Here is a 21,298-nt window from a genome sequence, read left to right on the forward strand (position 1 = left end):
ATGACGGCGCTCGATCAGGCGCCGGTGCACGCAACGATGATCCGCGCGGCGGATCTCGTTGCGACGCCGTGGAAGAACGGCGGCGGGGTGACGCGCGAAATCGGCGCGTTTCCGCCGGGCGCCGCGCTCGACGCGTTCGCCTGGCGCGTGAGCGTCGCGGACGTCGGCGCGGCCGGGCCGTTCTCGCGTTTCGACGGCATCGACCGCACGCTCGTGTTGCTGTCCGGTGCGGGCATGACGCTCGCGGAAGCGGGCGGCGCGCGCCACGTGCTCGACGCGCCGCTCGCCCGCGCGGATTTCGCCGGCGAAACGGCGATCGACGCGACGCTGCACGACGGCGCCACGCGCGACTTCAACCTGATGACGCGCCGTTCGGCCGCGCGCGGGACGGTCGACGTGTGGCCCGAAGGCACGCACCGCGTCGAGCGCGCCGATACTGTGCTGCTGTTCTGCGCGACCGGCGCCGTCGGCATCGACATCGACATCGACGGCGCGCACTATGCACTGCAGGAAATGGACACGCTGCGGCTCGACGGGCCGCGGCGTGCGTTTGACGTCGTCGTGAGCGGAGGCGGCGCGCTGCTCGCCGTGTCGCTCGCCGTCGGCGAACGAGACTGAACGCATGAAACCGATTGTCTGGCATCACCTGAGGCTGTGTCCGCACGGCCATCCCGACGAAACGATCGACGACGCGGCGATCGCCGTCGACGAAACCGGCACGATCGTGTGGCTCGGCGCGTTTTCCGCGCTGCCGCACGGTTATGCGCACTGGCGGCGGGAAGACCTGCACGGCGCGTGGGTGACGCCGGGCCTCGTCGACTGCCATACGCACCTCGTGTACGGCGGCACGCGCGCCGACGAGTTCGCGCAGCGTCTCGCGGGCGTCAGCTACGAGGAGATCGCGCGGCAGGGCGGCGGGATCGTGTCGACGGTGCGCGCCACGCGCGCGGCCGACGAGACGGCGCTGTTCGTGCAGGCGGCCGCACGCCTGCAGCCGCTGCTCGCCGAAGGCGTGACCGCGATCGAGATCAAGTCGGGCTACGGGCTCGACCTCGCGAGCGAGCGCAAGATGCTGCGCGTCGCGCGCCAGCTCGGCGAGCGCTTTCCGGTCACGGTGTACACCACGTTCCTCGGCGCGCACGCGCTGCCGCCGGAATACGCGGGCCGCGCGGATGACTACATCGACGAAGTGTGCGGACGGATGCTGCCGGCGCTCGCCGACGAAGGCCTCGTCGATGCGGTCGACGTATTTTGCGAGCGCATCGGCTTCTCGCTCGCGCAGACCGAGCGCGTGTTCGAGGCCGCGACGCGGCGCGGCCTGCCGGTGAAGCTGCACGCGGAGCAGTTGTCGAACGCGGGCGGCACCGCGCTTGCCGCGCGGTATCGCGCGCTGTCCGCCGACCACCTCGAATTTCTCGACGAAACCGGCATCGAGGCAATGAAGGCGGCCGGCACGGTCGCCGTGCTGTTGCCCGGCGCGTATTACTTCATTCGCGAAACGCAATTGCCGCCGATCGAGCTGCTGCGCAAGCACGGCGTGCCGATCGCGCTCGCGACCGACCACAACCCCGGCACGTCGCCGCTCGAATCGCTGCTGCTGACGATGAACATGGGCTGCACGCTGTTCCGCATGACGGTGCCCGAGGTGCTGCAGGGCGTGACGCGCCATGCGGCCGCGGCGCTCGGCCGCGCGGATCGTCACGGCGCGCTCGAGGTCGGTCGCCAGGCCGATTTCGCGGCCTGGTCGGTCGGCTCGCTGTCGGAGCTCGCTTACTGGATCGGCCGGCCGCTGTGCGAGCAGGTCGTGCGCGGCGGTACGACGGTGTTTCGCCGGATCAACGGCTAGCCTTGCAACAGACGAGACTCACGATGACCGAAATGACGCTGTTCGCGGACCATGCCCGGCTGCCCGATGGCTGGCGCCGCAACGTGCTGCTGCGCTGGGACGCGGCCGGCACGCTGACCGACGTGACGCCCGATGCCGACGCGCCGGCCGGCGTCGCGCGCGCGGCAGGGCCCGTGCTGCCCGGCATGCCGAACCTGCATTCGCACGCGTTCCAGCGCGCGATGGCGGGGCTCACCGAATACCGCGCGAATCCTGCCGACAGCTTCTGGAGCTGGCGCGACCTGATGTACCGTTTCGCGCTGAAGATCACGCCCGACGCGCTCGCGGCGATCGCGCGCTGGCTGTACGTCGAGATGCTGAAGTGCGGCTACACGTCGGTGTGCGAATTCCACTACGTGCATCACGCGCAGGACGGCTCGCGCTATCCGCAGATCGCGGAACTCGGCACGCGCGTGATCGACGCGGCCCGCTCGGCCGGCATCGGCATCACGATGCTGCCCGTGTCGTACCAGTTCGCCGGCTTCGGCAACAAGCCGCCGCGCGACGACCAGCGCCGCTTCATCAACACGCCGGACGGGCTGCTCGAACTGCTCGACGCGATGCGCCGCGTCGCGCCCGAGCATGGCGGACTGCGCTACGGCGTCGCGCCGCACTCGCTGCGCGCGGTGTCCGAGAGCGGATTGCGCGTGCTGCTCGACGGCCTGCCCGACGACGCGTCCGTGCATATCCATATCGCCGAACAGACGGCCGAAGTCGACGATTGCGTGCGTGCTTACGGCACGCGTCCCGTGCAGTGGCTGCTCGATCGCTTCGACGTCGATGCGCGCTGGTGCCTCGTGCACGCGACGCACGTCGATGCGGCCGAAACGGCCGCGCTCGCGAAGCGTCGCGCGGTGGCCGGCCTGTGCCTGACCACCGAGGCGAACCTCGGCGACGGCGTGTTCCCGGCCGTCGACTATCTCGCGCAGGGCGGCGTGATCGGCGTCGGCTCGGACAGCCATGCGTCGGTCGACTGGCGCTCGGAGCTGCGTCTGCTCGAATACGGGCAGCGGCTCGTGCATCGCGCGCGCAACGTGCTCGCGAGCGACACGCAGGCGCATGTCGCCGACCGGCTGTTCGACGCGTCGCTCGCGGGCGGCGCGCAGGCCAGCGGGCGGCGCATCGGCGCACTGCGTGAAGGCTGCCGCGCCGACTGGCTCGTGCTCGATCCCCATCATCCGGCGATCGCCGAACACGACAGCACGGCGTGGCTGTCGGGCGCGGTGTTCGCCGAGCATGGCGACACGCCGGTGCTCGACGTCTACACCGGCGGCGAACGCGTCGTGAGCGGGCGCCGCCATCGCGACGAAGCCGTCGCGTATGCCGACTACCGCGCCGCGCTGGCGCAACTGCTGCGCTGAACGCGCGGCACCCGGCGCGCCGCGTGCGCGCGCCGGCAGACTCTTACGGTGATGCGACATGACTGAACAACCGGCTGTTTTCACGCTGAAGCAGGGCACGCTGCCGCTGCTGATCTCGATTCCGCACGCAGGCACCCACATTCCCGACGACATCGCCGCGACGATGACGCCCGATGCGCGCTTCGTCGACGATTGCGACTGGCACCTCGAGCGGCTGTACGGGTTCGCGGCGACGCTCGGCGCGTCGATCCTCGTGCCGTCGCACGCGCGTTACGTCGTCGACCTGAACCGTCCGCCCGACAACGAGAACCTGTACCCGGGGCAGGACACGACCGGGCTCGTGCCGGTCGACACGTTCGACAAGGCGCCGCTGTATCCGGCGAACGCGCTGCCCGGCAACGACGAGATCATGCGCCGTCGCGACCGCTACTGGCGCCCGTATCACGACGCGCTGCAAGGCGAGATCGCGCGCCTGAAGCGCGAGCACGGCCGCGTGCTCGTGTGGGAAGCGCATTCGATCCGCTCGCACGTGCCGCGCTTCTTCGAAGGCCGCCTGCCGGACTTCAACTTCGGTACGTCGGGCGGCGCGAGCGCCGCGCCCGGCCTCGCCGAGGCGCTGGCGGCATGCGTGAGCGCGCACGGCGGCTATACGGCCGTCGCGAACGGGCGTTTCAAGGGCGGTTACATCACGCGTCATTACGGCGTGCCCGCCACCGGCGTCGAAGCCGTGCAGCTCGAGCTGTCGCAGATCACCTATATGGAAGAGACGCGTCCGTACGCGTACGACGAAGCGCGTGCCGCGCGGATCGTGCCGCTGCTGCAGACGCTCGTCGAAACAGCCCTCGCGCATCGCTGAGCCGCCGGCGCGCGTGGCGTGCGGCGGCGCGGTGCCGCCTCGCGTCACGGCCTGTCAGCGGGCACTGCACGCGCCGACGCAGCGCACAAAACGGCATCGACCGGTCGGGTCGATGCCGTTTTTTTTCGTCTGATCGATGTCGGGATCGATACCTGAAAATTTGACGCAATTTTTAGGTGATATAAGCTGAATGTCAGGAAGTCGTCACGCGCGCCGGCCGCGACGGCGTCGATCAGCGCCGCACCGCGCCGGAATCCGTTGCGAAACACCTTGCCGACGTGTCGCCGCGCGGCATTGCCGCCTCCGCTTCATCGCGACACGTGTCCTGTCTTCACCAGTCAGTCGAGTACGATCGTGAAAGCCGCCAGCCCTTCGATATGCCGGACCCGAAGTCCGTCGGCGGGCGCGTCGCCTCAGGCCGGGCCGATCCGGCATGCTGATCGCGGCACGCGCGCCGCCCTCATACGCGAGCCTCGTCTCTTCGCTGTGTCCCATCGCGGCCTGCGCCGCTTCAACCTCGTGACCGCGCACGTGTTCAGCGCGGTGCAGTGCGACGGCAGCGCTTCATTGTTGCCCTAGCGTCCGTTTCCGCTTTCGCATCGGGTCGCACCGTCCGTTGCCGCGCCGTTCGCCCGGCAGGATCGCGCATGGGCGCGTGCGGCGCGACCGCGCGTGGCCATCGCCCCGCGCGGATGCCCGCGTCGCACGTTCATCCTGGAGGCGATCATGCGACCGCGCCCGCTCGTAGCCGTCACCGCCGACCGCGTGATGCGCGGCGCCCATCCGAACCACACGGCCGGCGAGAAGTATCTCGTCGCGCTGGTCGATGGTGCCGGCGCGCTCGCCGTCGTGCTGCCCGCGCTCGGCACGCGCCAGCCGGTCGACGCGATCGTCGCGTCCATCGACGGGCTGCTGCTGACCGGCAGCTATTCGAACGTCGAGCCGCATCACTACGGCGGCCCGGCGAGCATGCCCGACACGCTGCACGATCCCGCGCGCGATGCGACCGCGCTGCCGCTGATCCGCGCGGCGATCGACGCGGGCGTGCCCGTGCTCGCGATCTGCCGCGGCATGCAGGAGCTGAACGTCGCGTATGGCGGCACGCTGCATCAGCGGCTGCATGCGAGCGCGGGCTTCCACGATCATCGCGAGCGCGACGGCGATCCGCTCGAGCGGCAGTACGGCCCCGCGCACCGCGTGCAGCTCGCGCCGGGCGGCCTGCTGCAACGGGTCGCGCGCGGCGCGCATGACGCGATGGTCAATTCGCTGCACGACCAGGGCATCGCGCGGCTCGGTGCGGGGCTCGCGGTCGAAGCGAGCGCGCCCGACGGGCTGATCGAGGCCGTCAGCGTGCGCGGCGCGCGCGCGTTCGCGCTCGGCGTGCAGTGGCATCCGGAATGGCGCTTCGCGGAACAGCCGCTGTCGCGCGACATCTTCGCGGCATTCGGCGCGGCGTGCCGCGCGCGCATGACGCACCGTATTCATGCGGCCGGCGGCACCATGCCGTCGCCGGCCGCATCCGACATCGACTGAACGAGGCCGATCATGCAACCCGAACTGAGCGAATTCCTGCGTCAGCACCGCATCACCGAAGTCGAGGCGATCATTCCCGACATGGCCGGCATCGCGCGCGGCAAGATCATTCCGCGCAACAAGTTCGAGTCCGGCGAATCGATGCGCCTGCCGCAGGCCGTGATGGTGCAGACCGTCACCGGCGACTATCCGGAAGACGGTTCGCTGACCGGCGTGACCGATCCCGACATGGTGTGCGTGCCCGATCCGTCGACGATATGCCTGATTCCGTGGGCCGTCGATCCGACCGCGCAGGTGATTCACGATTGCGTGCATTTCGACGGCTCGCCGGTCGAGATTTCGCCGCGCTACGTGCTGCGCCGCGTGCTCGACCTGTACAAGGCGAAGGGCTGGAAGCCGGTCGTCGCGCCCGAACTCGAGTTTTATCTGGTCGACATGAACGCCGACCCGGACCTGCCGTTGCGTCCGCCGGTCGGGCGCACGGGCCGCGCGGAGACGGGGCGTCAGTCGTATTCGATCGAGGCCGTCAACGAGTTCGATCCGCTGTTCGAGGACATCTACGAATACTGCGAAATGCAGGGCCTCGACATCGAGACGCTGATTCACGAGGTCGGCGCCGCGCAGATGGAGATCAACTTCGTGCACGGCGACGCGCTGTCGCTCGCCGACCAGGTGTTCCTGTTCAAGCGCACGGTGCGCGAGGCCGCGCTGCGTCACAACATGTACGCGACGTTCATGGCCAAGCCGATGGAAAACGAGCCAGGCTCCGCGATGCATATCCACCAGAGCCTCGCCGATGCGCGCACCGGCCACAACCTGTTCGCCGACGAGGGCGGCGTCGTCTCGCCGATGTTCCACAGCTATCTCGCGGGGCTGCAGAAATACACGCCCGCATTGATGCCGATCTTCGCGCCGTACATCAACTCGTACCGCCGGCTGTCGCGCTTCATGGCCGCGCCGATCAACGTGCAGTGGGGCTACGACAACCGCACCGTCGGCTTTCGCATCCCGCAGTCCACGCCGGTCGCGCGGCGCATCGAGAACCGGATTCCGGGCGTCGACTGCAATCCGTACCTCGCATTCGCGGCGACGCTCGCGGCCGGATATCTCGGTCTCACGCAGCAGCTCGCGCCGACCGAACCGATCGCGTCCGACGGCTACGACCTGCCGTACCAGTTGCCGCGCAATCTCGAGGAGGGCATCTCGCTGATGGCCGCGTGTGCGCCGCTCGCCGACATTCTCGGCAACAAGTTCGTGAAGGCGTATCTGGCGCTGAAGGAAACCGAATACGAAGCGTTTTTCCGCGTGATCAGCTCGTGGGAACGTCGCCATCTCCTGCTGCACGTGTGAGCGTGCGGCACCGACCTGCGGAGGCAACATGACAGAACGAAGCGAAGCCGTCGCCGCGCGCTCGACCGCCGAATACCGCGCGCTCGACGCCGCGCACCACATTCACCCGTTCTCCGACATGGGCGCACTCAACCGCGCGGGCAGCCGCGTGATCGTGAAGGCCGACGGCGTCTACCTGTGGGACTCGGACGGCAACAAGGTCATCGACGGCATGGCCGGCCTCTGGTGCGTGAACGTCGGCTACGGCCGCCAGGAACTCGCCGACGCCGCGTATCGCCAGCTCCAGGAACTGCCGTTCTACAACACGTTCTTCAAGACCACGCACCCGCCGGTGATCGAACTGTCGGCGATGCTCGCCGAAGTCACGCCCGCCGGCTTCAACCACTTCTTCTATTGCAACAGCGGCTCGGAAGGCAACGACACCGTGCTGCGTCTCGTGCACCAGTACTGGCGTGTGCAGGGCAAGCCGCAGAAGAAGGTCGTGATCTCGCGCAAGAACGGCTATCACGGCTCGACGATCGCGGGCGGCACGCTCGGCGGGATGGGCTACATGCACGAGCAGATGCCGTCGAAGGTCGAGAACATCGTGCACATCGACCAGCCGTATTTCTTCGGCGAAGCGCAGGCCGGCGAGACGCCCGAAGCGTTCGGCCTCGCACGCGCGCAGCAGCTCGAGGCGAAGATCCTCGAACTCGGCGCGGAAAACGTCGCGGCATTCATCGGCGAGCCGTTCCAGGGCGCCGGCGGCGTGATCTTCCCGCCGTCGACGTACTGGCCGGAAATCCAGCGGATCTGCCGCAAGTACGACATCCTGCTCGTTGCCGACGAAGTGATCGGCGGCTTCGGTCGCACCGGCGAATGGTTCGCGCATCAGCACTTCGGCTTCGAGCCGGACCTGATCACGATGGCCAAGGGCCTGACGTCGGGCTACGTGCCGATGGGCGCGGTGGGCATCCACGAACGCATCGCGCGCCCGATCATCGACAACGGCGAATTCAATCACGGCCTCACGTACTCGGGCCATCCGGTCGCGGCGGCGGTGGCGGTCGCGAACCTGAAGCTGCTGCGCGACGAGGGGATCGTCGAGCGCGTGAAGCACGACATCGGGCCGTATTTCCAGCGTCGGTTGCGGGAAGCGCTCGGCGATCATCCGATCGTTGGCGAGATCGCCGGGGCGGGGCTGGTCGCGGGTGTCCAGCTCGCGCGCGATCGCGCGCGGCGCGAGCGGTTCGACGCCAGCGTCGATATCGGCACGATTTGCCGCGACTTCTGCTTCAACGGCAATCTGATCATGCGCGCGACCGGCGACCGGATGCTGCTGTCGCCGCCGCTGGTGATCCGGGAGGTGGAGATCGACGAGATCGTCGACAAGGCGAAGCGCGCGTTCGATGCGACGGCGGAGCGGGTGGGGCGGGCAGGGTAGTCAGTCGTCGCGGCGCTGCGATTGCATGTGGTCGGAGCGTCGTTGCCCGTCGAACGGGTTCGCGAGCGCAAGGAAGCGTGCAGGGGAGACGGGCCGCAGCAGAAAGGCGGCCGCAAAACGAAAAGGGCCTGCGTCGTGAGACGCAGGCCCTTGAATTCTTTGGTGGGCGGTACTGGGATCGAACCAGTGACCCCTGCCGTGTGAAGGCAGTGCTCTACCGCTGAGCTAACCGCCCAAAGAAGCTGAAATTATGTCAGAGCTTTTCGGGTTCGTAAAGCACTTTCTTCAAATATTTTTCAGCCGGTGCAAAAGATTCGTCAGCCGGCCGTCGACGGCTCGACGAGATCGAGGATCGAGCCGTCGCGCTTGAGCGTCGCGAGCACGATGCTCGAATTGATCGACATCACGCCCGTCGCGCGGTGCAGGCGGTTGATCACGAAGTCGGAATAGTGGTCGAGGTCGCGCGCCCGCACCGTCAGCACGTAGTTCGAGCCGCCCGTCACGATCTGCGCGGCGATGACTTCCGGCCACTGCTGGATCGCCTCCACGAACCGGTCGTGCCATTCGGGCACGTCCGGCCGCATCGACACGTGCACGAGCGCCTCGAATGCGACGCCGACCTTCTTCGGATCGATCGTGCAGCGGTAGCCCGAAATGGCGCCGCGTTCCTCGAGCAGCTTCACGCGCCGCAGGCACGCCGACGGCGACAGCGCGACCGCATTCGCGAGGTCCTGATTGCTGATGCGTCCGTCCCGCTCGAGATGCCGGAGGATCCGCATATCGGTTCGATCCAGATTCATTTCGCAGAATCCCATATTTTTTGAGATGACAAGCGCAGACTCTACTGCAATGGCGGCGATTCGTCATCGAAAAGTGAAGCTCATTCTATTTCGTCCTCGATAACATGCGCCCCATGCCTCGACCGCACGGCCTGACGCGCTGTCACGCCGCCGGTCGACTCGCCGCCTTCAACTTCCAGCGTCATTCCGCCATGTACGAACACATTCCCGCCTATCCGGGCGACCCGATCCTGTCGCTGTTCCAGGCGTTCCAGCAGGATGCCCATCCGCACAAGGTCAACCTCAGCATCGGTCTCTACTACGACGAAGCGGGCCGCATTCCCGTGCTGGAGAGCACGCGTCTCGCGGCCGAGCGAGTGCGCGAAGCCGGCGCGCCGCATACGTATCTGCCGATGGAAGGGCTCGCCGCGTATCGGCAGGGCGTGCAGCGCCTCGTATTCGGCGCCGACTGCGCGGCGCTCGCGCAAGGGCGCATCGCGACGCTGCAGACGCTCGGCGGCTCGGGCGCGCTGCGGCTCGGCGCGGAGTTCGTGAAGCGCTATTTCCCCGACAGCGCGATCTGGATCAGCGATCCGACGTGGGACAACCATCGCGTGATCTTCGCGGCGGCCGGCCTCGACGTGCACACGTATCCGTACTACGACGAAGCGCGCAACGACCTGCGCGTCGACGCGATGCTCGCAGCCCTCGACGCGCTGCCCGCGCGCAGCATCGTGCTGCTGCAGCCGTGCTGCCACAACCCGACGGGCCTCGACCTCGGCCGCGACGCATGGCGCGCGGTGATCGACGTGCTCGCGCGCCGCGGGCTGATTCCGTTCCTCGACATGGCGTACCAGGGCTTCGGCGACGGACTCGACGACGACGCATGGGCCGTGCGCGCGATCGTCGAAGCGGGACTGCCGGCGATCGTCAGCAACTCGTTCTCGAAGAACTTCTCGCTGTACGGCGAGCGCGTGGGCGGCCTGTCGATCGTCTGCGCGAGCGCGGGCGAAGCGGCGACGGTGTTGAGCCAGTTGCAGGCCGGCGTGCGCCGCACCTATTCGAGCCCGCCGCTGTTCGGCGCGCAGCTCGTGTCGGCCGTGCTGAACGACGACGTCCTGCGGTCGTGCTGGGAAGACGAGGTGGCCGAGGTGCGCACGCGCATCAAGCGCATGCGCGGCGCGCTGAAGGCGCGGCTCGACGCGCGCCTGCCGGCGAGCGCGTTCGATGCGCTCGTCACGCAGCGCGGCATGTTCAGCTACACGGGCATCGCCGCGACCGACGTGGACCGGCTGCGCGCGTCGCACGGCGTCTACCTGCTGCGCTCGGGCCGCATGTGCATCGCGGGCCTGAACGACGCGAACGTCGACCACGTCGCGAACGCGATCGCCGACGTGCTCGGCGGCACGTCGCGCCAGGCCGCCTGAGCGGCCGGTCCCGAACCGAAGGAGGACACGATGGCAGACACGATCCCGGTCGACTTGCCGCAACTCGCGCAGCCGTTCTCGTGGGCGACCCGCGCGAGCGGGCTGATGTTTACCGGCCACGGGCCGGTCGATGCGTCCGGCGCGATCGCCGGCGATACGATGACCGAGCAGGCGCGCATCACGCTCGGCAATCTCGCGAAGGCCGTCGCGGCGGCCGGCGCGACGATGGACGACGTCGCGCAGGTGCTCGTCTATCTGTCCGACGTGAAGGCGATGCCCGAATTCGACGCCGAATACCGGCGCCACTTTCACGAACCGTACCCGAACCGCACGTGCGTGGGCGTGCAGGGCTTCGCGCACCCGGACATGCGCGTCGAACTCGTCGCGTACGTCGCGCTGCCGGCGGCACGCGGCTAGCCGGCACGCGACTTCGCGACGATCGCAGCACCCACGATTAACGACAAGCATCAACCCCCCCCGACGAACATCAAATATTCAGACAAGGATGGAGACGAAGATGAGGCGTATCACTCGATTCGCAGTACCGACGATGGCGGGCCTGCTCGCCGCGAGCGGCGCGATGGCGCAGAGCAGCGTGACGCTGTACGGCATCGTCGACCAGAGCATTCGCTATACGACGCACGCGAACGCGTCGAACGACGCGAGCGTGCAGATGACCAACGGCGCGATCACCAACAGCCGCTGGGGCCTGAAGGGCAGCGAAGCGCTCGGCGGCGGGCTGAAGGCGATCTTCCAGCTCGAAAGCGGCTTCGAGCCGCAGAACGGGCAGCTCGACGGCGCGCTGTTCGGCCGCTACGCGTATGTCGGCCTGGCGAGCGACTGGGGCACCGTGAAGCTCGGCCGGCAGGCGACCGAGGCGTTCAACCTGTTCGGCGATCTCGATCCGCTGACGGTCGGCAACTATACGGCCAACATGTGGCCGTACTTCCTCACGCAGGGCCGCGCGAGCAACGTCGTCAGCTACGACGGCACGTTCGGCGGGCTGAACGTCGGCGCGAGCTACGGCTTCGGCGGCGTCGCGGGCAGCCTCGGCGCGAATGCGTACTGGGGCACGCACGTGTCGTACACGCTCGGCGGGCTGATGGTCGGCGCGACCTACCAGCAGGCGCGCGACCTGAACAGCCGTGCGCAGCAAGCATGGGGCGCGGGCGCACGCTACGCGTTCGGCGCGGCGACGCTGTACGCGGGCTACCTCGGCGGCATCGACCGCACGGGCATGCTCGACCGGCAACTGCTGAACGCGCCGGGCCGCGACGTGACCTACGGTTCGTTCGCCGACAATCCGCGCCGCGACGCGATCTTCTATACCGGCGCGAGCGTGAAGGTCACGCCGGCGGTGTCGGTGACGGGCGTCGCGTACTACGACGACATCCGCAACGTCAACGGCGTCGCAGGTAGCGGCGGGAAGCGCTATACGGGCGTGCTCGAGGCCGAGTACGCTCTGTCGAAGGCGACGCAGGTCTACGCGACGGTCGACTACAACCGGGTGACCGGCGGCGCGTTCACCGAAATGCCCGGACGCGGCAACCAGACGGGTATCGCGGCCGGCTTGCGCCACATGTTCTGAGCACGCGGCGCGCGGTGGCCGGTGCGGTCCGGCACCGGTCCGTGCGCCGTCGATGTTTCGACCGGACACACGTTTTCGAACGAGGTCATTCGATGCAACCAGAAGGACAATTCCAGCACATCGCGGCGCGCGAGCAGGGTCTGCGCCGCACGCTTTCCGCACGGCAGATGGCGATGATCGCGATCGGCGGTGCGATCGGCACGGGTCTCTTTCTCGGCAGCGGGTTCGCGATCGGCTTTGCCGGCCCGAGCGTGCTCGTCAGCTACGCGATCGGCGCGTTCATCTCGCTGCTGCTGATGGGCTGTCTCGCGGAGATGACGGTCGCGCACCCGACTTCCGGGTCGTTCGGCGCGTACGCCGAACATTACGTGAGCCCGTGGGCCGGGTTCCTCGTGCGCTATGCGTACTGGGCGTGCATCGTGCTCGCGGTCGGCACCGAAGTCACCGCGATCGCGCTGTACATGAAGTACTGGTTCCCGGGCGTGCCGGGCTGGCTGTGGATCGTCGGCTTCTCGGCGCTGCTCGTGTTCGTCAACGCGCGCAGCGTCGACGTGTTCGGCGCGGTCGAATACGGCTTCTCGGTCGTGAAGATCGCCGCGATCGTCGGCTTCATCGTGCTGGGCGCGTACGTCGTGTTCGGCAATCCGGCGCTGGTCGGCGACGGCGCGGCGCGCGCGGGTTTCCATCATTACACCGATCACGGCGGCTTCTTTCCGAAGGGCATGTGGGGGATGTGGGTCGCGGTGATCGTGTCGATCTTCAGCTACCTGAGCATCGAGATGATCGCGGTCGCGGCGGGCGAGGCGGAAGATCCCGAGCGCGCGGTGACGCGCGCGTTCCGCTCGACGATCGTGCGGCTCGTGCTGTTCTACCTCGTCACGCTCGCGCTGATGCTCGCGATCGTGCCGTGGACGGCGGCGGGGCGCGACGAAAGCCCGTTCGTGAAGGTGATGGAGGCGATCCACCTGCCGGGCGCGGCCGGGCTGATCAACTTCGTCGTGCTGATCGCCGCGCTGTCCGCGATGAACAGCCAGCTCTACATCACGACGCGGATGATGTTCAGCCTGTCGCGCGCGGGTCATGCGCCGAAGGCGCTCGGCGAGGTGAACGCGCGTGGCGTGCCGTTCGGCGCGCTGATGCTGTCGACGCTCGGCATCGCGCTCGCGACGGTCCTGAGCGTGCTGTATCCGGACGCGTCGTTCACGATCATGATGTCGGTGTCGATGTTCGGCGCGCTGTTCACGTGGATGATGATCTTCGTCACGCATTACTGCTTCCGGCGGCGTCGCGCGGCGCTCGGCCTGCCGGCGCCCGCGTTCCGGATGCGCGGCTTCCCGCTGCTGACGCTGCTCGGCGCGGCGCTGATGCTCGCGGTGATGGTGACGACGTACTTCACGGCCGAATTCCACATGACGCTGATCTTCGGCATTCCGTTCTTGGCCGCGCTGTCCGTTGTGTATGCGGTGTGGTATCGGCGCGCGCAGCCGGTGCTGCAGCCGGAAGCGAAATAGCGGGGAAGTAGCGGCGCGGCGTACCGGCGCGCCGGCTCAGCCCGCGAGCGCGGGCAGCGCGTCGATCGACGCGCGCACGTAGTCGGCGAAGCGCAGCGCGACCGGTTCGGCGGTGCCGCTGCGCTTCAGCTCCAGCGTGCGCGATTCCAGCGACGCATCCTTCAGCGGCCGGAACGCGAGCCGGTCGCTCTTCACCTGCTGCAGCACGCGCGGCACCAGCGCGATGCCCATCCCGAATTCGATCATCGACAGGATCGTCTGCCAGAGCCGCGCCTCGTGACGGATCAGCGGGCTGAATCCCGCGTTCACGCATTGCGCGATGATCAGGTCGTGATAATGCGGCGCCGCGTCGCGCGGAAACAGGATGAACGGTTCCGCGGCCAGCGCGGCGAGTGCGACCTGCCGGCGCCGCGCGAGCGGATGCGCGGCCGGCAGGCAGCACACGAACGGTTCCGCGTAGACGGGCGTCGATTCGACCTCGGGCGGGCAGTGGCCCCAGTGCGCGTAGCCGAGATCGATCTGGCCGCGCTGGATCGCCTGCACCTGCGCCTGCGTGTTCATCTCGCTCAGCACGATCTCGACGCCAGGATAATCGGCCTCGAAGCGTCGCACGGCGTCGGGCAGCCCGCGATACAGCATCGAATGGACGAAGCCGATCCGCAGCCGTCCCGCGAGACCGGACGCCGAGCGCACCGTGAGCCGCTCGGCCTCGGCCGCCTGCAGCAGCAGCCGGCGCGCTTCGCCGAGCAGCACCGCGCCCGCGTTGGTCAGCGCGACCGTCTTGTTGGTGCGGGAAAAAAGCTGCACGCCGAGCGCATCCTCGAACTTGCGGATGTCGAAGCTCAGCGCCGGCTGCGAGATGAACAGACGCTTCGCCGCGCGCCCGAAATGCAGTTCCTCGGCGACCGCCACGAAGTAGCGCAACTGCCTCAGTTCCATGGTGCGTCCTCCCCGCATCGGCATCGATAAGCATCGTCTATCGTACCGGATAAATCCTGTATTGGACGCTTATCGATCGCGCGCCTACGCTCTGCTGAACGCCTGGCACCAGCCGGCCGCGCCGCCACGGCGTGGGCACCGGCCGGCAGCCGGGCCACCATGGAGACGCATGCATGAACGACACCGCTCGCACGCCGGACACAGGCGCGGCCAACAACATCCCCGATAGCCGGGGCATCAACTTCTTCACGACCGATCCCGATCTCGGCGCGTTGCTGAAACTGCATCTCGGCGCGACCCGCTACGCGGAACTCGAACCGCAGCTGCACGCGCTCGGCGCGCGCGTGTCGGGCGAACTCGACGCGTGGGCGTCGCGCGCGGACAAGCATCCGCCCGTGCTCGAGCATCGCAACCGGCGCGGCGAAGCCGTGCAGCGGATCGACAAGGATCCCGCGTATGTCGCGCTCGAACGGGTCGCCTACTCGGAACTCGGGCTCGCGGCGCTGAGCCACCAGCCCGAGGCGGTGGCGCCGCTCGTCAAGTACGCGCTGACGTTCCTGTTCGTGCAGGCGGAATTCGGGTTGTGCTGCCCGGTCAGCATGACCGATTCGCTGACGCGCACGCTGCGTCGTTTCGGCGACCCGGCGCTCGTCGAACACTATCTGCCGAGGCTCGCGTCGCGCGATTTCGATACGCTGTTCCAGGGCGCGATGTTCATGACCGAGCAGGCGGCCGGCTCCGACGTCGGCCGCATCGCGACGCGCGCGGTGCGCGAAACCGACGCGCAGGGCGGGGCGGTGTGGCGCCTGTACGGCGACAAGTGGTTCTGCTCGAACGCGGACGCCGACCTGGCGATGGTGCTCGCGCGGCCCGACGGCGCGCCGGACGGCATCAAGGGCCTCGCGCTGTTCCTGCTGCCGAAGACGCTGCCGGACGGCACGCGCAATCGCTACCGGATCGTGCGGCTGAAGGACAAGCTCGGCAGCCGTTCGATGGCGAGCGGCGAGATCGCGCTCGAAGGCGCGCAGGCCTGGTTGATCGGCGAGATCGGGCGCGGCTTTCACCAGATGGCCGACATGATCAACATGTCGCGGCTGTCGAACGGCGTGCGCGCGGCGGGCCTGATGCGGCGCGCGCTGAACGAGTCGCTGCACGTGGCCGCGCATCGCGCCGCGTTCGGCCGCAAGCTGATCGAGATGCCGCTGATGCAGCGTCAGTTGATGAAGATGCTGCTGCCCGCCGAGGCCGCGCGCGCGATGTTCATGCAGATCGCGCTGCTGCTGCCGCAAGCGGACGCGGGCGACGAGCAGGCCGCGCGCTGCGTGCGCATCCTGACGCCGCTGATCAAGTTCCGCGCGTGCCGCGATGCGCGCCGCGTGACGGGCGACGCGATGGAGGTGCGCGGCGGCACCGGCTACATCGAGGAATGGAGCGATGCGCGGCTCGTGCGCGACGCGCATCTCGGCTCGATCTGGGAAGGCACCAGCAACATCGTCGCGCTCGACGTCGCGCGCGCCGCGCAGCGCGAGCAGGCGCTCGACGCGCTGCGCACGTTCCTCGGCGACCGGCTCGGCGCGGCGCCGCTGCCCGACGCGAGCCGCGCGGCGCTACGGCGCATTCTCGCGCGCGCGTGCGATGCGCTCGCGCGGGTCGCGGCGGAAGGCGACGACGCGCGCGTGCGGCAGGCCGCGTCGGCGCTTTACTACGCGAGCGCGGCCGTGCTGATGGCGTGCGAGGGCGCACAGCTCGCACCCGATTACCGTCGCCTCGCGCTCGCGCACCTGGTCGTGCGTCACAAGCTGCTGCCGGTCGACCCGCTCGCACCGGCGTCGCGCGACGACGAAGCGGCGGCGTTCGACGCGCTGCTGCGCGGCACACCGGTGCCGCTCGACATGGCGCTCGACCTGCTGCCGGAGGTCGAGCGATGAGCGCGACGGAAGCGATGAACGCGCCGCGCGGCGCACTTGACGGGCTCAAGGTGGTCGACCTGAGCCGCGTGCTCGGCGGTCCGTACTGCACGCAGGCGCTCGCCGATCACGGCGCGACCGTGATCAAGATCGAGCCGCCGGACGGCGACGAGACGCGCGGCTGGGGGCCGCCGTTCCTCGGCGACACCGCGTGGTATTTCATGGGCGTGAACCGCAACAAGGAGGGGCTCGCGCTCGACCTGTCCCGCGACGAAGGGCGCGCGATCCTGTGGCGCCTGCTGGAGGACGCCGACGTGCTCGTCGAGAATTTCAAGCCCGGCACGCTCGCGCGCTGGGGCATGGACTATGCGCGCGACCTGCAGTCGCGTTTCCCGCGCCTGATCCACTGCGCGGTGACGGGCTTCGGCGAGGACGGCCCGCTCGGCGGGCTGCCCGGCTACGACGCGGTGATCCAGGCGATGGCCGGGCTGATGAGCGTCAACGGCGAGCGCGACGGCGACGCGATGCGTATCGGATTGCCGATCGTCGACATGGTCACGGGGCTCAACGCGCTTGCCGGCATCCTGCTGGCGCTCGCGGAGCGCGAGAAGAGCGGGCAGGGGCAGTCGATCGACATCGCGCTGTACGACTGCGGCGTGTCGCTGCTGCATCCGCACCTGCCGAACTTCTTCGGCTCGGGGCGCGTGCCCGAACGCAGCGGCAACGCGCATCCGAACATCGCGCCGTACGACAGCTATCGCACGGCGACGGTGCCGATCTTCCTCGCGGTCGGCAACGACCGGCAGTTCGCGCGCCTCGTCGCGCATCTTGGGGCGCCGGCGCTCGCGGGCGATCCGCGCTTCGCGGACAACCGCAGCCGCTGCGCGCACCGGCCCGAACTGAAGGCCGAGCTCGAGGTACGGCTCGCCGCCCATCCGTGCGAGCCGCTGGCGCGCGACCTGATGGCGGTGGGCGTGCCGTGCGGGCCGGTGCGCACGGTCGCCGACGTCGCGCGCGACCCGCATGCGCTGCACCGCGAATTGTTCGTCGAGATCGGCGCATATCGCGGCACGGCATCGCCGGTGAAGCTGTCGCGCACGCCGGCGACCTATCGTTCGCCGCCGCCCGCGCTCGGCCGCGACACACGCGCGGTGCTCGACCGCCTCGGCGTCGATCCCGCGCTCCAGCAACGATTGCTCGATGCCGGCGTGCTGAAGGTCGCGCCGGACCCGGCGTGACCGGCCGAGTGGTGCTCGCACGCGAGCATCCTCGGCCGGCGCATCGCAGGGATAAGACCCTCAACGCAAGGCAATGAAAGCGACGTAAAGCGACGTAAAGCACCACCGCCAGCCGGCGGCGCAAGGCCGGCCATCCGGCAAGGCGCGCGACAGTCGCGCCGCCGATCACAAACATGGAGACATCGATGAGCCGTCCGCAATCCCCGTCCGCCGCGCAGCCGCGGCCCGGCCGCGCCGCCCTCGCGGCGTTCGTCGGCACCACGATCGAGTGGTACGACTTCTACATCTACGGCACCGCCGCCGCGCTCGTATTCGGCAAGGTGTTCTTTTCGAGCACGATGGATCCCGGCGTCGCGACGCTGCTTGCATTCGTCACGTTCTGGGCCGGCTTCGCCGCGCGGCCGCTCGGCGGAATCGTGTTCGGACATCTCGGCGATCGCGTCGGCCGAAAGACCGCGCTCGTGATCACGCTGGTGATGATGGGGCTGGCCACGACGGGCATCGGCCTGCTGCCCGGCTATGCGTCGATCGGTGTGTGGGCGCCGGCGGGCCTCGTCGTGCTGCGCGTGTTGCAGGGCATCGCGGTCGGCGGCGAGTGGGGCGGCGCGGTGCTGATCGCGAGCGAGAACGCGCCGAAGCATCGCAGCATCCTGTACGCGGCGTTCGCGCAGCAGGGTTCGCCCACCGGCAACCTGCTCGCCACCGCCGCCTTCTTCGCGCTGAGCGCGCTGCCGACGCCGTCGTTCCTGATGTGGGGCTGGCGCATTCCGTTCCTGCTGTCGGCGGTGCTCGTGATCATCGGGATGGTGATCCGGCTGCGGCTCGAGGAATCGATCGACATGCAGCGCGTGCTCGCGCGCAAGCGCACGGTGAAGCTGCCGCTGCGCGACGTCGTGCGCGACCACTGGCCCGTCGTGCTGCTCGCGGCCGGCACGCTGCCGGTGATCAACGTCACGTATTTCCGCAGCACGTTCGCGCTGTCGTGGGCGACGAAGGAGCTCGGCTATGCGCAGGGCACGTTTCTCGGCATCCTGTCGATCTCGCTCGTCGTGCAGTTCCTGATGCAGCCGGTCGGCGCGTGGTTCGTGTCGAAGGTCGACATGCGACGCGCGATGTGCTGGATCCTGATTCCCGAGATCGTGCTGATGCCGGTGATGTTCCATGCGCTCGCGACGCGTTCGTACTGGATCGCCGTCGCCGGGATGTGCATCTCGACGATCCCGTCGGCGATGTTCTACGGCGCGGTCGGCGGCGTGCTCGCGCGCGTGTTTCCGGCCAACATCCGTTACACGGGCCTGTCGCTCGCGTATCAGTTGAGCGCGCTCGTCGTCGGCGGCGGCACGCCGGTGCTCGCGCAGGCGATCCTGAACGCGACCGGCAGCATCGTCGGCGTCGCGATCGCGTCGGGGCTGTACGCGCTCGTGTCGCTTGCGTGCATGCTCGCGCTGCTGAATCGCACCGGCTACCGCGCGGACGAGTTGTCGACGGCCGAGCGCAGCGATGCGGCCGAATGGGGTGCCGAAGGCGCGAGCGCTGAAAGTGCGACCGGCGAGACCGCGCAGGCGGGCGACCGCGGTGCGTTGAATCCGGCGGGTTGAATCCGCCGGGCCGGCGCGACTTGCCGATTCGGCGGCAGCGCACGCGCCGGCCGGATCGCATCGACCCGATTCCGCCCTCCCAAAAGCAAACGGCACCGTGCGATACACGGTGCCGTTTGCCTTGCTTCGCTTCGCAACGCGGCCGGCGCGACCGGCCCGCGCGATTCGCGGTGCTTCAGCCTTCCGTCGGCGGCACGTAGCCGGACGCCTGGTCCGCGCCGTCGCCGAAGAAGTACTTCTCCGTCTGCTTCATCAGGTACTGGCGCGCGCGCGGGTCGGCCATGTTCAGGCGGTTCTCGTTGATCAGCATCGTCTGCTGCTTGAGCCAGCCTTGCCACGCTTCCTTCGACACGCTTTCGTAGATGCGCTTGCCGAGTTCGCCCGGCAGCGGCGGGAAATCGAGACCTTCGGCTTCCTTGCCGAGCTTCGCGCATTGGATCATTCGAGCCATCGTGTACTTCTCCTGTAATCGGTCTGGGGGAGGGCAGTCGTGCCTGCGCTCAGAGCTGCTTCATCAGCACGAGCGACTTGCGCTGCCAGTTATAGAGTTTGCGGCGGTCTTCCGGCAGGTCGTCGACGCTGACCTTGACGAAGCCGCGCTTGAGGAACCAGTGCTCGGTGCGCGTCGTGAGCACGAAGATGTGCGTGAGGCCGCGCGCGCGGGCGCGCTGCTCGATGCGCTTGAGCAGGCGTTCGCCGTCGCCCGAGCCTTGCGCTTCCGGCGCGACCGTCAGGCACGCCATCTCGCCGATCTTCTCCTGCTGATACGGATACAGCGCCGCGCAGCCGAACAGCACGCCATCGTGCTCGATCACCGAGAAGTGGTCGATGTCGCGTTCGATCTGGTGGCGGCCGCGCCGCACCAGCGTGCCGTCCGACTCGAGCGGCTCGATCAGCGACAGGATGCCGCCGACGTCGTCCGGCGTCGCTTCGCGCAGGCTCTCGAGGTTCTCGTACGAGATCATCGTGCCGACGCCGTCGTGCAGGAACAGTTCGAGCAGCATGCTGCCGTCGAGCGACTGCGGAATCAGGTGGGCCCGGGTCACGCCGCCGCGGCAGGCGCGGATCGAGTGCTTCAGGAAGAACGCGTCGTCGCCCTGGATGTTGCCCGAATCGAGCAGCTCGGCGGCCGCGTCGAGCGACATTTCGCGGATCAGGCCGCCTTCGTCGTCGACGATGCCGGGCGCCTCGGTCAGGAAGATGATCTTGTCGGCGCGCAGCGCGATCGCGGCGGCCGACGCGACGTCTTCCATCGACAGGTTGAACGCCTCGCCGGTCGGCGAGAAGCCGAGCGGCGACAGCAGCACGAGCTTGCGGCTCGCGAGCGAATGACGGATCGATTCGGCGTCGATCTTGCGCACGATGCCCGTGTGCGCGAAATCGACCCCGTCGAGAATCCCCACCGGCCGGGCGGTCACGAAGTTGCCGGACACGACGCTGATGTGCGCGTGCGCCATCGGCGAGTTCGGCAGACCCTGGCTGATCGCGGCCTCGATGTCGAGACGCACTTCGCCGGCCGCTTCCTTCGCGGATTCGAGCGCGCGCGCATCGGTGATGCGCAGCCCGTGCGAAAACTCGGATTCGACACCATGCAGGCTCAGCTGCTCCTCGACCTGCGGCCGCGAGCCGTGCACGAGCACGATCTGGATGCCCATCGCCTGCAGCAGCGCGATGTCGGACACGAGCGCGTTCAGCAGCCCCTGCTGCACCACCTCGCCGCCGAACCCCACGACGAACGTGCTGTTGCGGAACTTGTGGATGTAGGGCGCGACGGAGCGCATCCAGTCGACGAACTGCGCGTGGCTGGCGGCCGAATCGTCGGCGGCCGGCGGCGTCGCGGCGCCGGTCTGGGCGGGTGGGAGGTCGGTTTGGGAATTCATGGGCGGGATTATAATGCGCCCCC

The 21,298-nt window shown here is 68.6% G+C and carries 18 protein-coding genes and 1 tRNA gene; 14 read left to right on the forward strand and 5 right to left on the reverse strand.

Annotated elements, in window-relative coordinates:
- From WS87_RS06810 to WS87_RS06845, 7 genes are all read left to right on the forward strand, one after another.
- Positions 1 to 618, forward strand: a complete 618-nt coding sequence (locus WS87_RS06810) for a HutD/Ves family protein (protein ID WP_059817888.1) — start codon at positions 1 to 3, stop codon at positions 616 to 618.
- Between the two features lie 4 nt (positions 619 to 622).
- Complete coding sequence (gene hutI, locus WS87_RS06815; protein ID WP_059817887.1) at positions 623 to 1,846, forward strand: imidazolonepropionase; 1,224 nt, start codon at positions 623 to 625, stop codon at positions 1,844 to 1,846.
- Positions 1,847 to 1,869: 23 nt separating this feature from the next.
- Positions 1,870 to 3,246, forward strand: a complete 1,377-nt coding sequence (locus WS87_RS06820) for a formimidoylglutamate deiminase (protein WP_059817884.1) — start codon at positions 1,870 to 1,872, stop codon at positions 3,244 to 3,246.
- 58 nt (positions 3,247 to 3,304) lie between these two features.
- A complete protein-coding gene (gene hutG, locus WS87_RS06825; RefSeq protein ID WP_059817882.1) occupies positions 3,305 to 4,102 on the forward strand; it encodes an N-formylglutamate deformylase in 798 nt (265 codons plus the stop codon).
- Between the two features lie 726 nt (positions 4,103 to 4,828).
- Positions 4,829 to 5,635, forward strand: coding sequence for a gamma-glutamyl-gamma-aminobutyrate hydrolase family protein (locus WS87_RS06835; protein WP_059817880.1), 807 nt, complete (start codon positions 4,829 to 4,831; stop codon positions 5,633 to 5,635).
- Positions 5,636 to 5,647: 12 nt separating this feature from the next.
- Complete coding sequence (locus tag WS87_RS06840; protein WP_059689197.1) at positions 5,648 to 6,985, forward strand: glutamine synthetase family protein; 1,338 nt, start codon at positions 5,648 to 5,650, stop codon at positions 6,983 to 6,985.
- A 28-nt stretch (positions 6,986 to 7,013) separates the two neighbouring features.
- Entirely contained in the window at positions 7,014 to 8,408 is a 1,395-nt protein-coding gene (locus WS87_RS06845) for an aspartate aminotransferase family protein (RefSeq protein WP_059817878.1), read from the forward strand.
- 160 nt (positions 8,409 to 8,568) lie between these two features.
- Here the strand turns inward: WS87_RS06845 and WS87_RS06850 are convergent.
- Positions 8,569 to 8,643: transfer RNA gene (locus tag WS87_RS06850), tRNA-Val, on the reverse strand.
- A gap of 82 nt (positions 8,644 to 8,725) precedes the next feature.
- Complete coding sequence (locus WS87_RS06855; protein ID WP_059535916.1) at positions 8,726 to 9,208, reverse strand: Lrp/AsnC family transcriptional regulator; 483 nt, start codon at positions 9,206 to 9,208, stop codon at positions 8,726 to 8,728.
- A gap of 191 nt (positions 9,209 to 9,399) precedes the next feature.
- Here WS87_RS06855 and WS87_RS06860 point away from each other — a divergent pair, with 191 nt between their 5' ends.
- From WS87_RS06860 to WS87_RS06875, 4 genes are all read left to right on the forward strand, one after another.
- On the forward strand, positions 9,400 to 10,614 hold the full coding sequence (locus WS87_RS06860) for an amino acid aminotransferase (protein ID WP_059817875.1): 1,215 nt from the start codon (positions 9,400 to 9,402) through the stop codon (positions 10,612 to 10,614).
- Positions 10,615 to 10,644: 30 nt separating this feature from the next.
- Complete coding sequence (locus tag WS87_RS06865; protein WP_059535912.1) at positions 10,645 to 11,031, forward strand: RidA family protein; 387 nt, start codon at positions 10,645 to 10,647, stop codon at positions 11,029 to 11,031.
- Between the two features lie 100 nt (positions 11,032 to 11,131).
- Entirely contained in the window at positions 11,132 to 12,202 is a 1,071-nt protein-coding gene (locus WS87_RS06870; protein ID WP_442861406.1) for a porin, read from the forward strand.
- Positions 12,203 to 12,294: 92 nt separating this feature from the next.
- Positions 12,295 to 13,713, forward strand: a complete 1,419-nt coding sequence (locus WS87_RS06875; protein ID WP_059817871.1) for an amino acid permease — start codon at positions 12,295 to 12,297, stop codon at positions 13,711 to 13,713.
- A gap of 36 nt (positions 13,714 to 13,749) precedes the next feature.
- Here WS87_RS06875 and WS87_RS06880 read toward each other — a convergent pair whose 3' ends face one another.
- Positions 13,750 to 14,652, reverse strand: coding sequence for a LysR family transcriptional regulator (locus WS87_RS06880; RefSeq protein WP_059817870.1), 903 nt, complete (start codon positions 14,650 to 14,652; stop codon positions 13,750 to 13,752).
- Positions 14,653 to 14,825: 173 nt separating this feature from the next.
- Between WS87_RS06880 and WS87_RS06885 the strand changes: the two genes are divergently transcribed.
- The 3 genes from WS87_RS06885 (at position 14,826) to WS87_RS06895 (ending at position 19,395) form a co-directional block, all read left to right on the forward strand.
- A complete protein-coding gene (locus WS87_RS06885; protein ID WP_059817868.1) occupies positions 14,826 to 16,580 on the forward strand; it encodes an acyl-CoA dehydrogenase family protein in 1,755 nt (584 codons plus the stop codon).
- Between the two features lie 14 nt (positions 16,581 to 16,594).
- Positions 16,595 to 17,797: a CaiB/BaiF CoA transferase family protein gene (locus tag WS87_RS06890; protein WP_059817935.1), complete on the forward strand. Its 1,203-nt coding sequence runs from the start codon at positions 16,595 to 16,597 to the stop codon at positions 17,795 to 17,797.
- Between the two features lie 185 nt (positions 17,798 to 17,982).
- Positions 17,983 to 19,395 carry an MFS transporter gene (locus tag WS87_RS06895; protein WP_059817934.1) on the forward strand — a complete coding sequence of 471 codons (1,413 nt, stop codon included), beginning with the start codon at positions 17,983 to 17,985 and terminating at the stop codon, positions 19,393 to 19,395.
- 175 nt (positions 19,396 to 19,570) lie between these two features.
- On the opposite strand, the gene WS87_RS06900 is transcribed toward WS87_RS06895, so the two are convergent.
- Both WS87_RS06900 and argA read right to left on the reverse strand, forming a co-directional pair.
- Complete coding sequence (locus tag WS87_RS06900; protein WP_006478357.1) at positions 19,571 to 19,846, reverse strand: oxidative damage protection protein; 276 nt, start codon at positions 19,844 to 19,846, stop codon at positions 19,571 to 19,573.
- 49 nt (positions 19,847 to 19,895) lie between these two features.
- Complete coding sequence (gene argA, locus WS87_RS06905; protein ID WP_044847668.1) at positions 19,896 to 21,275, reverse strand: amino-acid N-acetyltransferase; 1,380 nt, start codon at positions 21,273 to 21,275, stop codon at positions 19,896 to 19,898.
- Positions 21,276 to 21,298: the final 23 nt, after the last annotated feature.

Origin of the sequence: Burkholderia sp. MSMB0856, from assembly GCF_001524645.2 — a bacterium.
GTDB lineage: Bacteria > Pseudomonadota > Gammaproteobacteria > Burkholderiales > Burkholderiaceae > Burkholderia > Burkholderia diffusa.

What these genes read in the sequence shown, in the direction of transcription:
- hutG (WP_059817882.1), top strand. Translation starts at nt 3,305, where the DNA reads ATGACTGAACAACCGGCTGTTTTCACGCTGAAGCAGGGCACGCTGCCG.
- WS87_RS06835 (WP_059817880.1), top strand. Translation starts at nt 4,829, where the DNA reads ATGCGACCGCGCCCGCTCGTAGCCGTCACCGCCGACCGCGTGATGCGC.
- WS87_RS06845 (WP_059817878.1), top strand. Translation starts at nt 7,014, where the DNA reads ATGACAGAACGAAGCGAAGCCGTCGCCGCGCGCTCGACCGCCGAATAC.
- argA (WP_044847668.1), bottom strand. Translation starts at nt 21,275, where the DNA reads ATGAATTCCCAAACCGACCTCCCACCCGCCCAGACCGGCGCCGCGACG.
- hutI (WP_059817887.1), top strand. Translation starts at nt 623, where the DNA reads ATGAAACCGATTGTCTGGCATCACCTGAGGCTGTGTCCGCACGGCCAT.
- WS87_RS06895 (WP_059817934.1), top strand. Translation starts at nt 17,983, where the DNA reads ATGAGCCGTCCGCAATCCCCGTCCGCCGCGCAGCCGCGGCCCGGCCGC.
- WS87_RS06885 (WP_059817868.1), top strand. Translation starts at nt 14,826, where the DNA reads ATGAACGACACCGCTCGCACGCCGGACACAGGCGCGGCCAACAACATC.
- WS87_RS06880 (WP_059817870.1), bottom strand. Translation starts at nt 14,652, where the DNA reads ATGGAACTGAGGCAGTTGCGCTACTTCGTGGCGGTCGCCGAGGAACTG.
- WS87_RS06875 (WP_059817871.1), top strand. Translation starts at nt 12,295, where the DNA reads ATGCAACCAGAAGGACAATTCCAGCACATCGCGGCGCGCGAGCAGGGT.
- WS87_RS06810 (WP_059817888.1), top strand. Translation starts at nt 1, where the DNA reads ATGACGGCGCTCGATCAGGCGCCGGTGCACGCAACGATGATCCGCGCG.
- WS87_RS06890 (WP_059817935.1), top strand. Translation starts at nt 16,595, where the DNA reads ATGAACGCGCCGCGCGGCGCACTTGACGGGCTCAAGGTGGTCGACCTG.
- WS87_RS06860 (WP_059817875.1), top strand. Translation starts at nt 9,400, where the DNA reads ATGTACGAACACATTCCCGCCTATCCGGGCGACCCGATCCTGTCGCTG.
- WS87_RS06820 (WP_059817884.1), top strand. Translation starts at nt 1,870, where the DNA reads ATGACCGAAATGACGCTGTTCGCGGACCATGCCCGGCTGCCCGATGGC.
- WS87_RS06855 (WP_059535916.1), bottom strand. Translation starts at nt 9,208, where the DNA reads ATGAATCTGGATCGAACCGATATGCGGATCCTCCGGCATCTCGAGCGG.
- WS87_RS06865 (WP_059535912.1), top strand. Translation starts at nt 10,645, where the DNA reads ATGGCAGACACGATCCCGGTCGACTTGCCGCAACTCGCGCAGCCGTTC.
- WS87_RS06870 (WP_442861406.1), top strand. Translation starts at nt 11,132, where the DNA reads ATGAGGCGTATCACTCGATTCGCAGTACCGACGATGGCGGGCCTGCTC.
- WS87_RS06900 (WP_006478357.1), bottom strand. Translation starts at nt 19,846, where the DNA reads ATGGCTCGAATGATCCAATGCGCGAAGCTCGGCAAGGAAGCCGAAGGT.
- WS87_RS06840 (WP_059689197.1), top strand. Translation starts at nt 5,648, where the DNA reads ATGCAACCCGAACTGAGCGAATTCCTGCGTCAGCACCGCATCACCGAA.